This window comes from Delftia acidovorans SPH-1 (genome assembly GCF_000018665.1).
GTDB classification, from domain to species: Bacteria; Pseudomonadota; Gammaproteobacteria; order Burkholderiales; family Burkholderiaceae_C; genus Comamonas; species Comamonas acidovorans.
Window position 1 is genome coordinate 1,271,981 of the sequence record NC_010002.1, and the last position, 13,313, is coordinate 1,285,293.

The 13,313-nt window shown below is 68.2% G+C and carries 13 protein-coding genes; 7 read left to right on the forward strand and 6 right to left on the reverse strand.

Annotation, left to right across the window (positions count from 1 at the left end; all coding sequences use genetic code 11):
* Positions 1-28: 28 nt before the first annotated feature.
* Together DACI_RS05795 and DACI_RS05800 are read left to right on the forward strand one after the other, a co-directional pair.
* Positions 29-703, forward strand: a complete 675-nt coding sequence (locus DACI_RS05795) for a response regulator (RefSeq protein WP_012203074.1) — start codon at positions 29-31, stop codon at positions 701-703.
* Complete coding sequence (locus tag DACI_RS05800) at positions 696-2,123, forward strand: sensor histidine kinase (protein WP_012203075.1); 1,428 nt, start codon at positions 696-698, stop codon at positions 2,121-2,123. Before DACI_RS05795 ends, DACI_RS05800 begins: the two co-directional genes overlap by 8 nt.
* Here DACI_RS05800 and DACI_RS05805 read toward each other — a convergent pair.
* Positions 2,075-3,346 (reverse strand): aminopeptidase, encoded by a 1,272-nt coding sequence (locus tag DACI_RS05805; RefSeq protein ID WP_043780734.1) that lies wholly within the window; start codon positions 3,344-3,346, stop codon positions 2,075-2,077. The two genes, DACI_RS05800 and DACI_RS05805, sit on opposite strands and share 49 nt — an antisense overlap.
* A 22-nt stretch (positions 3,347-3,368) precedes the next feature.
* Between DACI_RS05805 and DACI_RS05810 the strand changes: the two genes are divergently transcribed.
* The 3 genes from DACI_RS05810 to DACI_RS05820 are packed head-to-tail and all read left to right on the forward strand — an operon-like array spanning position 3,369 to position 5,694.
* A complete protein-coding gene (locus tag DACI_RS05810; protein WP_043780736.1) occupies positions 3,369-3,977 on the forward strand; it encodes a hypothetical protein in 609 nt (202 codons plus the stop codon).
* Between the two features lie 25 nt (positions 3,978-4,002).
* A complete protein-coding gene (locus DACI_RS05815; protein WP_012203078.1) occupies positions 4,003-5,331 on the forward strand; it encodes a class I SAM-dependent methyltransferase in 1,329 nt (442 codons plus the stop codon).
* Between the two features lie 33 nt (positions 5,332-5,364).
* Positions 5,365-5,694, forward strand: a complete 330-nt coding sequence (locus DACI_RS05820) for a DUF1840 domain-containing protein (RefSeq protein WP_012203079.1) — start codon at positions 5,365-5,367, stop codon at positions 5,692-5,694.
* A 22-nt stretch (positions 5,695-5,716) separates the two neighbouring features.
* On the opposite strand, the gene DACI_RS05825 is transcribed toward DACI_RS05820, so the two are convergent.
* Positions 5,717-6,700 (reverse strand): aldo/keto reductase, encoded by a 984-nt coding sequence (locus DACI_RS05825; RefSeq protein ID WP_043780739.1) that lies wholly within the window; start codon positions 6,698-6,700, stop codon positions 5,717-5,719.
* A gap of 148 nt (positions 6,701-6,848) precedes the next feature.
* On the opposite strand from DACI_RS05825, the gene DACI_RS05830 reads away from it, so the two are divergent.
* Both DACI_RS05830 and DACI_RS05835 read left to right on the forward strand, forming a co-directional pair.
* The gene (locus tag DACI_RS05830; RefSeq protein WP_012203081.1) at positions 6,849-7,751 is read left to right on the forward strand and encodes a LysR family transcriptional regulator; all 903 of its coding nucleotides are present in this window, start codon (positions 6,849-6,851) and stop codon (positions 7,749-7,751) included.
* Positions 7,752-7,815: 64 nt separating this feature from the next.
* Complete coding sequence (locus tag DACI_RS05835; RefSeq protein WP_012203082.1) at positions 7,816-8,331, forward strand: hypothetical protein; 516 nt, start codon at positions 7,816-7,818, stop codon at positions 8,329-8,331.
* A gap of 108 nt (positions 8,332-8,439) precedes the next feature.
* Here the strand turns inward: DACI_RS05835 and DACI_RS05840 are convergent, their stop codons facing one another.
* From DACI_RS05840 to DACI_RS05855, 4 genes are all read right to left on the reverse strand, one after another.
* Positions 8,440-9,429: a tripartite tricarboxylate transporter substrate-binding protein gene (locus DACI_RS05840; protein ID WP_012203083.1), complete on the reverse strand. Its 990-nt coding sequence runs from the start codon at positions 9,427-9,429 to the stop codon at positions 8,440-8,442.
* A 241-nt stretch (positions 9,430-9,670) separates the two neighbouring features.
* Positions 9,671-10,918, reverse strand: a complete 1,248-nt coding sequence (locus DACI_RS05845) for a phenylacetate--CoA ligase family protein (protein WP_012203084.1) — start codon at positions 10,916-10,918, stop codon at positions 9,671-9,673.
* A gap of 53 nt (positions 10,919-10,971) precedes the next feature.
* The gene (locus tag DACI_RS05850) at positions 10,972-11,805 is read right to left on the reverse strand and encodes an ABC transporter ATP-binding protein (protein ID WP_013804352.1); all 834 of its coding nucleotides are present in this window, start codon (positions 11,803-11,805) and stop codon (positions 10,972-10,974) included.
* 173 nt (positions 11,806-11,978) lie between these two features.
* A complete protein-coding gene (locus DACI_RS05855; RefSeq protein ID WP_012203086.1) occupies positions 11,979-13,295 on the reverse strand; it encodes an ABC transporter substrate-binding protein in 1,317 nt (438 codons plus the stop codon).
* Positions 13,296-13,313: the final 18 nt, after the last annotated feature.

Consider the following 13,313-nt stretch of genomic DNA (forward strand, 5'->3'; position numbering starts at 1 on the left):
ATCCTGATGTGCGAAGGCCCCACCTCCCATGCGAATCCTGCTGGTCGAAGACGATGAGGCCCTGGCCCAGGCGGTCGGCAGCTATCTGCGCTCCAAGGCCTTTCTGATCGACAGCGTGCCTTCTCTGGCCCAGGCGCGCGCCTGCCTGGCCGGCGCCAGCTACGCGGCCGTGCTGCTGGACCTGCACCTGTCCGACGGCGACGGCCTGGCGCTCATGCCCACGCTGCGCCGGCTGGAGCAGCCGCCCGTCACCATCGTGCTGACGGCCCGCGACCAGGTCAGCGACCGCATCCGCGGGCTGGACGCAGGGGCCGACGACTACCTGGTCAAGCCTTACGACCCCGAGGAACTGCTGGCCCGCCTGCGCGCCGTGAGCCGGCGCGGCGGCGGCATGCAGGCCGGGCAGGACGCGGTGCTGCGCATGGGCACGCTGGAGATCGACCTGGCCCGCGAGATGGTGCGCGATGCAGGCCGCACCCTGCTGCTCACGCCCAAGGAATGGGCGCTGCTGCGCGTGCTCACGGTCCATCCGGGGCGCCTGTACACGCGCGAGCATCTGCTCGATGCGCTCTACGGCTTCGACGCCGAGGCCGACAGCAACACGCTGGAAGTCTTCATCAGCCGGCTGCGCCGCAAGCTCGGGCGCGAACGCATCCTGACCGTGCGCGGCACCGGCTACCGCCTGGTGACCGAGCATGGCTGAGGGGCGCCGGGAGAAGCCCGGCCTGCCGCCCCGGCTGGCCGACCAGCTGGCCCGCGACCTGACGCTGGCGCTGGCCGCCGTCTGGCTGGCCTGCGTGCTGGCGCTGGCCTGGTATGTCAGCCACATCGTGCACCGCAACTTCGACCAGGAGATGATCGACAGTGCCCACCGCATGCTGGAGGTGGCCGTGCACCAGCTGGAGCAGCAGGACCACTCGGTCGAAGGCTTGCCCCTGCCCCATGTGGCGCTGGAGCCCGGCAACGGGGCGGAGAGTCTGGTCTATCAGTTGCAGGACCGGCATGGCAATGTGCTGCTGCGCACCCAGGCGGCGCCCGTGGTGGCCTTTCCCGTTCCCATGCGCGACGGGTTTTACGAGCGCGAGGGCTGGCGCATGTACGTGGTGGCACATCCCCGGCTGCCGCTGTTTCTGGTACTGGCCGATCCCCTGGCCGAACGCAGCGAGGCGCTGCAGCGCGCCCTGCTGGCGCTGGTGCTGGTGATGCTGGCGATGCTGACCCTGATGGGCTGGGTGCTGCGCGCGACGGCACGCCGGCGCCTGCGCGTGCTGCTCGACATGCAGCTGCAACTGAGCGAGCGCGGCGGCGCCAACCTGGAGCCGCTGGACCTGGACGCCATGCCGCGCGAGCTGTGGCGCCTGGGCCGGGGCATCAACCACCTGATGCAGCGCCTGTCGCATGCCGTGCAGGTGGAGCGCTCCATGGCTGCCAATGCGGCCCACGAATTGCGCACGCCGCTGGCCGTGGCCACGCTGCGCCTGCAGACGGCCCTGGACAGGGGCGTGGACAACACCGATGTGCGCGCGGCCTATGAGGCGCTGGAGCGGCTGCGCCAGCGCACGGAAAAACTGCTGCAGCTGTCGCGCGCGGCCTCGGGCTCGGCGCTGGCGCAGGACGAGGTGCGGCTGGACGCGCTGGCCAGCATGGTGGCCTCCGAGTTCTGGCAGCAGGACGAATCCACCCAGCTGCGGCTGGACGTGGTGCTGCCCGAGCAGCCCTGCGGGCCGGTGGCGGGCGATGTGGACACGCTGGCCATCGCCTTGCGCAACCTGGTGGAGAACGCGCTGCGCTACAGCGATGGCTCGGAGGTGCTGCTCGAAGTCTGCGACAGCCGCACCGTCCAGGTGCGCGACGAGGGGCCGGGCATGGATGCGGCGGCGCTGAGCACCGCGCGCGAGCGCCATGTGCGCCATGTGGACGACCTGCGCCTGCCCCAGGGCACCGTGCGGGAGCTGGCGTCGCCGGGCTACGGCCTGGGCCTGTCCATCGTGTCCATGATCGTGGCCCAGCATGGCGGCAGCCTGGAGCTGCAGTCGCCGCTGCCCGGCAGTTCCAACGGCCTGCTGGCCCGCATTCAGTTGCCGGGATGCGACCCGTGCGTGGAGACCGACGCACGGTCCTGATCCGGGGCGCAGGCAGGCGGCAGGGACGCATCGGCGGGCATGAGCCCGCACAGCCTTGTGTTGCGCTGCAAGGCAGGCAGGGCGGCCAGTTTCTCTACCTCGGCATAGAAGCGCTGCCAGCCCTGGGTGGCCTCGCCGCCGGCCTGGGCCGGCGCCTGGGTCTGCGACTGCTTCCACAGCGCGGTGAAGGCCGGCACCCAGTCGTCGTAGGCGGCCAGCGCGCCAAAGCTGGCGTTGTTGGCATCGGCCACCCACTGGTCCAGCCGCGCCTGGTTGCGGTCGTAGAGCTGGCGCTGGGCATCGGTGGTCAGCAGGGCCGCATCGGCGCTGCGCCATTGCGCGCGCAGCGCGGCGTAGTCGCTGCGGAACTGCTGGTAGATCTGCGCCTTGGCCTGCGCCATGGCGGGGCCACGCTGCTGCGGGTCCTGGTAGAGCTGCTGCAGCGCCTGGCGCGTGTGGCCGGTCAGCGCCCGCCACTGCGCGCGCCGCAGCTGGCCTGCATCCCAGCGTGCGCGGGCGGCGGGGCCGGCCTCGGTGGCCAGCCACAGCGGCGTGCCCAGGCGCTCCACGGTGGTGGCAAAGGATTCGTTGAAGGCCGTGTCGCCGGCCACATAGACCACCTGGTGGGCCAGTTCGTGGAACAGCAGGCCGGCGAACTCCCCCTCGCCCCAGCCGATGAAGGTGTTGAGCAGCGGATCGCCGCCCAGCCAGTTCAGGTAGCCCAGCGTGGAATAGGCGGGCACGCCGTAGCTGCCGGACTCCAGGCCCTGGTCGGCCAGTTGCCGTGCCTGGGCCATGGCGTCGGCCTCGGCAAAGTAGCCCCGGTAGCCTACGCAGCCGGCCACCGGAAAGCACCAGCGGTGCAGCTCCAGGCTGTCGGGCGGCGCGGCCACCACGTTCCATACGGCAAACGGCCGCTGCAGATCGGCATAGCGGCGGTAGCTGGCGTTGTCGGGCAGGCCCAGGCGCTCCACGGCAAAGGCGCGCATGCGCCGGGCCGACAGCAGGCGCTCGCGCAGTGCGGGCGCAAGGCTCTCGTCCTGCAGCCAGTCGTCAATCGGGCGGCTGGCCTGCAGCAGGTGCATTTGCCCGCGCAGGCTTTGCCAGTAATAGCCCAGCCCGTCGCCACCGGCCCCCCGGCTGGCACAGCCGCCCAGCAGCAGGCCTATGCCCACCAAAATCGCGGGCAGGCCGCGCCTGACTACACTCAAGCCTTCTCGCACCCTTGGCCCCCTTGCTGCTTTCATGGACTTCTTCACGCTGGCGATCATTGTCTTCATCGCAATCTACCTGCTCAAGACGCAGCAACAGCGCCGGCATACCCTGCTGCTGGCCCAGTATCTGGGACGATTCCAGATCGAGAAGCTGATGGGCGGCCTGATCGAAGGCTATCTGCGCGCCCTGGGTGAGAACGACGAGCAGCGCCGTGCCCAGATCTGGACCGTGCTGGACAACACCGAGGCCAACCTGGTCGAGCAGTTCCAGCGCTTTGCCAAGGAGATGGCCACGGCCGATCCGCAGCTCACGCGCGTGAGCACGCTGCCCGTGGCGCTCCCCTATCTGGACCGGCTCTTTCCCTCGTCATCCTTCGATCTGCGCGACGCCATGCAGCTGCATGCGCGCGGCATTGCCTCCGTGCGCGTGGCCGACAGCGCCAACGAGGACGAACGCCGTGCGCGCGCCTTCACGATGACGGCCGAGCTGTTGCTCATGCAGTACACCTGTCATTGGTTTTGCAAATCGCGCGCCGTGGCATCCCTGCGGCTGGTCGCACGGCACAAGACGCCCTTCGAGCAAGTGCTTGCTTCGGTGACGGATCAGACGCGGCGCGACTACAGGCAGCTGATCGCCTGATTTCCCCCTGCTGTGGCGGGGCGCCATGCCCCGCCATGCACAGCCCAGGCTGCGATTGACGCAGTGCGCCTTGCTGTCAAAAATGAACGCCATGACACAAGTGCTGAGCTCCATCGAGGCGCGGCTGGCGTCTCTCCCTGTCCCCGTGGCCGTGATCCTGCCGTCCGGCCAGCGCGCTGGTCCTGCGGATGCGCAGGTGGTGCTGCATTTCCAGACCATGTCGGCCATCGCCAGCCTGGCGGCCGGGCAGATAGGGACACTGGGCAGTGCCATCGTGGAAGGGCTGGTGCACATCGATGGCCGCATGCGCGACGTGATGGCGGTGGCCGCCAGCCTGCTGCAGTCCGATCCGGTGCGCGGCACATCGCACTGGTGGGGGCATGCCATGGCCCGCATGCGCTCCATGGCCGCGCACACGCTGGCGCGCGATGCCCAGCAGATCCAGTTCCACTACGACATCTCCGACGACTTCTACGGCCTGTGGCTGGACCCGCGCCGCGTCTATTCCTGCGCCTACTTCCGCGATCCGCAGATGACGCTGGCCCAGGCCCAGGAGGCCAAGCTGGACCACATCTGCCGCAAGCTGGACCTGCGGCCCGGCGAGCGCTTCCTGGACATCGGCGCGGGCTGGGGCGCGCTGCTGGTGTGGGCGGCCGAGCACTACGGCGTCACGGCCACGGGCATCACGCTCTCGCACAACCAGCACCGCTACGTGCAGCAGCTGATTGCCGAGCGCGGCCTGCAGGGCAAGGTGGACATGCAACTGCTGGACTACCGCGCGCTGGCGCCCGGCCAGCCTTTCGACAAGATAGGCTCGGTGGGCATGTTCGAGCACGTGGGCCAGGCCAAGCTGCCCGAGTACTTCCAGACCGTGCACCGCCTGCTGCGCCCGGGCGGCATGGCGCTGATCCACGGCATCACGGCGGGCGGCGTGGACAACACCGAGCTGGGCGCGGGCATGGGCGAGTTCATCGACCGCTACATCTTCCCCGGCGGCGAGCTGATGCATGTGAGCCGCGTGCTGCACGACATGGGCCACAGCGGGCTGGAAATGGTGGACACGGAGAACCTGCGGCCCCACTACGCACGCACGCTGTGGAACTGGTCCGACGCACTGGAAGCCCGGCTGCCGCAGGCGCAGCGTATCCTTGAGCAGCATGCCGATGCCGAAGGTGCCGCCAAGGTGCTGCGCGCCTACCGGCTCTATCTGGCGGGTTGCGCCATGGGATTCGAGCGCGGCTGGATCGCCCTGCACCAGATGCTGTGCACGCATCCCGATGGACTGCTCCAGTCGGGACCCATGGTGGGGGCTCAATCGGACTATGCTTTCAACCGCGAGTACATGTACCGCTGAGTGCATGACACGCCACACAGAAAAAGGATAGCCATGCTCTACAAGTTCAAGTCCCGTGCCACGGCCGACGTCATCATGCTCGAATCCAACGGCCGCCAGGTCCTGGAGATCGTCGGCAAGACGCCCGGCGCCAGCGGCATCATCACGGTGCAGCAGATTCCCGCCGCCATCGAGGCGCTGGAGGCCGCCGTCGCCGACGACGACGCCCGCCGCAAGGCCAGCCATGAAGACGAGCCCCAGGACGGCGAGCAGGACAGCGCCGCAGCGGGCGCGCGCGACGCCGTCAGCCTGCGCCAGCGCGCCGCGCCCATGATCGACATGCTGCGACGCAGCGCCGCCGAGAACAGCGACGTCACCTGGTAAGCCGGCGGCCCCACCGGCCCCTTCAGGCGTTGATGCCCTTCATGCCTTCCTCCGTATAGCGCTGCCCGGCCACGGGCAGCTCGTCGCTGGCGCGCCGCAGCTCGTCCAGCTCGGCGGGGGTCAGTGCCACGGACAGCGCGCCCAGGTTGTCCTGCAGATGGGCGATGCGCCGGGTGCCCGGAATGGGCACCACGTCAGGCCCCTGGGCCAGCAGCCAGGCCAGGGCGATCTGCGCGGGCGTGCTGCCCTTGCGCTGCGCCAGTGCCGATACGGCGCCCACCAGGGCCTGGTTGGTGTCGATGTTGCCGGGCTGAAAGCGTGGCAGGCTGGCGCGGAAATCGCCCTGCTCGAAGGCCGTGCCGCCATGAAAGCGCCCCGTGAGAAAGCCGCGCCCCAGCGGCGAATAGGCCACCAGCCCCACGCCCAGCTCGCGGCAGGCGGGCAGCACCTCTTCCTCCACCTCGCGCGTCCACAGCGAATACTCGGTCTGCACCGCCGCCACCGGGTGCACGGCATGGGCACGGCGCAGCGTGGCCGCGCTGACTTCGCACAGGCCGATGCGGGCGATCTTGCCCTCCTGCACCAGCTGCGCCAGGCCTTGCATGGTCTCTTCGATGGGGCGCGTGGCATCGACGCGGTGCACGTAGTACAGGTCGATGCGCTCCACGCCCAGGCGCCGCAGCGAGTCCTCGCAGCTTTGCCGTGCGTACTGCGCGCTGTTGTCGATGCTGCGCCGGTACTCGCCGGCCTTGCGTACGATGCCGAACTTGGTGGCGATCTTCACGCGCGGCCGGCGCGAGGCCAGGAAGCGGCCGATCAGCTCCTCGTTGTGGTGCGGCCCGTAGACATCGGCCGTGTCCAGGAAATCGATGCCGGACTCCACGGCGTGGTCCAGCGCCTGCAGCGCCAGGGCGTCGTCGCGCGGACCATAGAACTCGCTCATGCCCATGCAGCCCAGGCCCAGGGCGGATACCTGCAGATCGTGGCCAAGTGTGCGTTGTTGCATTGCATATCCTCTTGCTGAAACAAGGGGCCAGTATGGTTTTCCGAAGCGGCCTTGCCTACTGACAAAATCGCGCTTTGATCTTCCATTTTCGGAAAGCATTCCCGAAAAAATTCCCGAAAAACATTCCCGAAAACAAAGGAGCATTCCATTGCAGTGGGACGACGCCCGCATCTTCCTGGCCATTGCCCGCGCCGGCAGCCTGAGCGGTGCCTCGGCCGCGCTGGGGCTGGGCGTGGCCACGGTCTCGCGCCGGCTGGACCGGCTGGAGTCCGCGCTGTCCATGCCGCTGTTCAGCCGCCACCAGAGCGGCTATCGGCTCACGGCCGACGGCCAGGCGCTGCTGGCCCCGGCCGAGGCGCTGGAGCAGGCGGCCCAGGCCCTGGGCGACGCCGCGCAAAGCCAGGCGCAGGTCGCGGGCGTGGTGCGGCTGGCCACGGCCGAGAACCTGGCCAACCCGCTGATCGCGCCCTCGCTGGTCCCTCTGTTCGCCCGCCACCCGGGTCTGCGCGTGCAGCTGGTCAGCGGCGTGCAGACGCTGAACCTGCACCGGCGCGACGCCGACCTGGCCGTGCGCATGACCCAGCCCGAGGCCGGCCACCTCACGATACGGCGCCTGGGCACGCTGGGCTTCGGCCTGTATGGATCGGCCGGCTACGTGCAAGGCCGCGCCGGCGGAAACGGAAGCGCGGGCACCCACGGCTCGGACCCGTTCGAGGGCGACGCCTTCATCGGCTGGGATGACGGCCATGCCCACCTGCCCGCCGCACGCTGGATGGCGCGCGCCCTGCGCGGGCGGCCCTGCCGGCTGGAGACCAATACCCTGTCCGCGCAGCTGGCCGCGGCCCAGGCGGGCCTGGGCCTGGCCGTGCTGCCGCATTTCCTGGCGCGGCAGGCGGGGCTGGTCTGCGTGGAGCCGCAGCTGGGCGCCGACCAGCCGATCTGGCTTGCCATGCATGCCGACCTTGCCCATTCAAGGCGGGTGCGGGCCGTGGCCGACCACCTCATTGAACTGTTCGAGCGGCGGCAAGCCGAACTCGAAGGCCCGGCCTGAGCCGCAGCAGGGGCCGCGCGCCGTGTTAAACACGCACGCAGATTGCGAGAAAGAAAGGACTTCCATGCACCGCCTCCGTCATTCCTCCCGATTCCTGCCCTGGCTGGGCGCGCTGGCCGCCACACTGGCGCTGGCCGCATGCGCCGACAGGCCCAAGGCGCCCACCGGCCCGCAGGCGCCCCCGGGAGCGGCGGCTGCCGTGTATTCGCTGCTGTTTCTGGACAACGCCTCCAACCTCGGCCCCAAGGCGGCGGCCTACTGCGTAGGCAACGGCCGGGGCTGGGCGCTGCTGGACCCCGATGCGGGCACGCTGGCCCTGCTCAGCGGCCAGAGCCAGGTGCGGCCGGCTTCGGCCTGCGACGTTGGAAAAGGCGGCGAGCAGGTGCTGGACCGGGCCAGCGGCCGGCCGGCGCTGATGTTCGGCGTCGAGCTCGTGCACTGCACGGCCTCGGGATCGCAATGCCTGATGCGCGGCAGCTACTACGAAGGTCCGAGCAACACGCAGAGCAACCTCTACAACGCAAGCCAGCGCGGCGGCAGCTGGCAGGCCGTGATGGCGCTGCGCGGGCCGGCGCCCTGAGACTGCACCGCTGCTGTCGCGCGGCTCCCGCCAACGAAAAAGCCCGGCCGAAGCCGGGCTTGATCGTGGTTGCAACCGGGCGATCCGTCGCGGTGGTGGTCCTCGGGATCAGTCGGCGTAGGTGCCGGCTGCCTTGATGACCTTGCCCCACTTCTCGATCTCGGCCTGGACGAACTTCTTGTGGCCTTCGGGCTCGATGCGGCCGTCGCTGGCGATCACGGCGCCCAGGGCTTCCTGGCGCTTGATGAACTCGGGGTCCTTCAGGGCGGCCTTCATGGCCTCGTTGACCTTCTTGACGATGTCGGCCGGCGTGCCCTTGGGTGCGTACAGGCCGTGCCAGATGGTGACCTGGAAGTCGGGCACGCCCACTTCGGCCAGCGTCGGCAGGTCCTTGAGCGCGGGCATGGTCAGGCGCTTGGGCGTGGTCACGGCATAGGCCTGGACCTTCTTGGCCGTGATCTGGCCCGTGGTGTTGGTGGTCTGGTCGCACAGCAGGTCCACCTGGTTGCCGATCAGGTCGGCAATCGCGGGGGCGGCGCCCTTGTAGGGCACGGGCGTCATTTCCGTCTTCATGGACGCCTGCAGCATCAGGCCGCACAGGTGGGAGGCGGAACCGATGCCGGCATTGGCCAGGTTGACCTTGCCCTGGTTCTTGCCGATCCAGTCCTTGACCTCGGCGAAGTTCTTGGCCGGCAGGCTGGGGCGGCCGATCAGGGTCATGGGCACGTCGTTGATGATGCCGGCGTACTCGAAGTCGTTGAGCACGTTGAACGACAGCTTGCGGTACAGCGACGGGATCGTGGACATGCCGATGTGGTTGATCAGCAGCGTGTAGCCGTCAGGACGGGCACGCGCGGCCTTGGCCGTGCCGATGGTGCTGCCGGCGCCGTCGGCGTTGTCCACCACGATGGTGGCATTGTTCAACTGCTTGCGCATGGACTCGGCCAGATCGCGGGCCACCTTGTCGGTCGGGCCGCCTGCGGTGAACGGCACGATGAGGGTGATCGTCTTGCCTGCGGCAGGATAGTCCTGCGCGTGGGCGCCAAGGGCTGCACCGGCTGCCAGCGCAATGGCTGCGATCTTGAACAATGCTTTCATAGTGTCTCCAAGTAAATAGCGTGCAAATGATAGGGGGCGATGCGCATTTGCCTTCGAGGGCAAACACGCAAGAGAAACCGAATGCACGAGGAGACGGATTTTAAGAATTGTTTCTATTGCGCCGCAGCAGATTCCCTTGCCATTGATCTAGTGCAAACCCTGGGAGTCTTGACAGGCATCAGGTTTTCAGGGTCTGCGACGGCAGCTCGGCGGCGAGGCCGCCGTCCCCGCGCCTCGGTGGCTACTTGTACGACCTCGCGTCTTCAATGACCTTCCCGTCATTGGGCAGGGTGCCCGGCAGCACCATCTGCACATCGCCGCGCAGCTTGGTGACTTCGCGCACGGCATCGGACAGTTGCTGGGCCAGGCCCGGTGAGGTTTCGCGGGTTTCGACCAGCAGCTGCATCTGGTCGTTGGCCATCTCGCCCGTGACCACCAGCCGCGCGCGCCCCACCTGGGGGAAGCGGCGCACGACGTCGGCAATCTGGCCCGGATGCACGAACATGCCGCGCACCTTGGTGGTCTGGTCGGCGCGTCCCATCCAGCCCTTGATGCGCGCATTGGTGCGGCCCGTGGGGCACTGGCCGGGCAGCACGGCAGAGAGGTCGCCCGTGCCGAAACGGATCAGCGGGTAGTCGGGATTGAACGTGGTGATCACCAGCTCGCCCACCTCGCCGGGGGCCACCGGGTCGCCCGTGCCGGGGCGCACGATCTCGACGATGACCTGCTCGTCCAGCACCAGGCCTTCGCGGGCCTCGGTCTCGTAGGCGATCAGGCCCAGGTCGGCCGTGGCGTAGCACTGGTAGCCGGCAATGCCGCGCTCGGCCAGCCAGTCGCGCAGCGAGGGCGGAAAGGCCTCGCCCGAGACCATGGCCTTGGTCACGGAGGGGATGGGCAGGCCCATCTCCAGGGACTTTTCCACAATGATCTTGAGGAAGCTGGGCGTGCCCACGTAGCCTGCGGGCCGCAGGTCGGCCATGGCCTGCACCTGCTGCTCGGTCTGGCCCGTGCCGCCTGCGAACACCGTGCAGCCCAACGCATGGGCGCCGCTTTCCATCATCGAGCCCGCGGGCACGAAGTGGTAGCTGAAGCAGTTGTGCACCAGCTCGCCGGGCCGAAAGCCCGAGGCATGCAGCGCGCGCGCCATGCGCCAGTAGTCGGGGCGGCGGCTTTCGGGCTCGTAGATGGGGCCGGGGCTGCAGAACAGGCGCGGCATGGGCTGGCCCAGGCCGATGGCGTTGAAGCCGCCGAAGATCTGCGCGGGCCGCTGCTCGGCCTGGCGCTGCAGCAGCTCGTATTTGCGCGTCACCGGCAGGCGGGCCAGGGCCTCGCGGCTGGTGATCTGCGCGGCATCGACGCCGGCCAGGATCTGGGCGAAGGCGGCAGAGTGTTGCTGCGCATGGGCGATCTGCCGGGGCAGGGCGGACAGCAGCGCCGCTTCGCGTTCGTCAGGGGTGCGCGTCTCCAGCGCGTCGTAGAAGGCACTCATGGCTAGTCCTGTGGAAGAAGGGTCTGGGGCAGGGGCTGGGAAATGTCCGCCGGTCAGGCCAGCCAGCGTTTTCTGCGCTTGTAGCTCTTGACGTCCTTGAAACTCTTGCGCTCGCCGCCGCCCACGCCCAGGTAGAACTCCTTGACGTCCTCGTTGCTGGCCAGGTCCGAGGCCGCGCCGTCCATGACGATGCGGCCGCTTTCCATGATGTAGCCGTAGTCCGAGTATTTGAGCGCCATGTTGGTGTTCTGCTCGGCCAGCAGGAAGGTGACCTTTTCCTTGCTGTTGAGGTCGCGGACGATGTTGAACACCTCCTCGACGATCTGCGGGGCCAGGCCCATCGAGGGTTCGTCCAGGAGCACCATGCGCGGATTGGCCATCAGCGCGCGGCCGATGGCGCACATCTGCTGCTCGCCGCCCGAGGTGTAGGCGGCCTGCGAGGTACGGCGCGTCTTCAGGCGCGGAAAGTAGTTGTAGACCTTCTCGAGGTTGGCCGCTATCTCGCCCTTGTCAGTGCGCGTGTAGCTGCCGGTCATGAGGTTTTCCTCGATGGTCAGGTGGGCGAAGCAGTGCCGCCCCTCCATGACCTGGACCACGCCGCGCTGCACCAGCTCGGAGGGCGTGAGGCTTTCGATGCGCTCGCCCTCCAGCTCGATCGTGCCCTTGGTCACCTCGCCGCGCTCGCCCTTGAGCAGGTTGGAGATGGCGCGCAGCGTCGTGGTCTTGCCCGCGCCGTTGCCGCCCAGAATGGCCACGATGCTCTCGCGCGGCACCTGGAGCGAAACGCCCTTGAGCACCAGGATCACATGGTTGTAGATGACTTCGATGCCATTGACCACGAGCAGCGGATCGCTGGGGGCCGGGGCGGAGGTGGGTGCGGTGGTCATGGCGTCGTCCATGGGCGTTGATACGAAAGCGGAGTGCGGGGCCGCAACTCTCGAAGCACCTCTGCGCGGGGCATGCCCCAACTCAGGGACACCGAGGAAGGGCCGCCCCGCACCGAGGGTGTCGTCCCCCTCCCCCGCGAAGCGGGTAGAGAGGGGGAAGGCGCGCAAGCGCCTCAGGGGGTGCAAGTTCTAGCTTTTACGTTCTTTTCCTTGGCGTACTTGTCCGCGTACTCCTTGACCAGCGGTTCGACCATGGACTTGTCGGCCTGGTACCAGTCGGAGACCACCTTCCACTTGGCGCCATCCCACTGGGCGATGCGCGACCAGTCGGTGCCCAGGTGGTTGTCGCAGCTGGTCTTGACGGGGCGGATGATCTTGCCGAAGCCCAGCTCGTTGAGGCGCTCCTGCGTGAGGTTCAGGTTCTCCAGGCCCCAGCGCACCTGCTCGGAGGTCATGACCTTGCCCTTGCCGTACTTTTCCTGTGCCGTGCGGATGGCCTCCACCTGCAGCATGGAGATCACCATGCCGCGCGTGTGGGCCATGGCGCCCAGTTCCTTGGCGTCGGTGGCCGTGCCCTGGCCCTTGTCGTAGACCATGGACTTGACCTCGTCGTGCACCTTGTCGTGCTCGGCCGTGTTGTGGATGGTCACGGTGTTGTAGCCCTTGGCGCCGGCGCCGATGTCCTTCACGTCATGGTCCGAGCCGGCCCACCAGATGGCGTACATCTTCTCGCGCGGGTAGCCGGTGGCCTGCGCCTCGCGCACGGCCGTGGGCGTCATCACGCCGGCCGACCACAGCAGCACGTAGTCGGGGCGCTGCTGGCGGATCTGCAGCCAGGTGGACTTCTGCTCCACGCCGGGCGCCGTCACGGGCAGCAGCGTCAGGTCGAAGCCTTCCTTGGCGGCGCGCTTTTGCAGCAGCGGAATGGGTTCCTTGCCATAGGGCGAGTCGTGGTAGACCAGGGCGATCTTCTTGCCCTTGAGGCTGCCCTTTTCCTTCTTGAGGATGTCCTGGATGATGGAATCGGCCGCCGTCCAGTAGTTGCCCAGCAGCGGGAAGTTCCACTCGAAGACCTTGCCGTCGGCCGACTGCGACAGGCCATAGCCCGTGGTGATGATGGGCATCTTGTCGCCCGGCGCCTTGTCCGTCACGGCGAACGTGATGCCGGTGGACTGCGGATCGAACCCGGCAGCGCCGCCGCCCTTGCCCTTCAGGCGCTCATAGCATTCCACGCCCTTGGCCGTGTCGTAGGCCGTCTCGCATTCCTCGTAGGCGATCTTCACGCCATTGATGCCGCCCTTGGCGTTGACCAGCTTGATGTAGTCCTGCTTGCCATCGGCCCATGGAATGCCCAGCGGCGCGAACTGGCCCGTGCGGTAGACCAGCAGCGGCACGAACTGGTCCTGGGCCTGTGCGGCAGGGGCGGCCACGAGAGCGCCGATTCCAGCAGCGACCGTGGCGGCGGCGATGGCGACTTTCTTGAACATCATGACGTTGTCTCCTAGTTG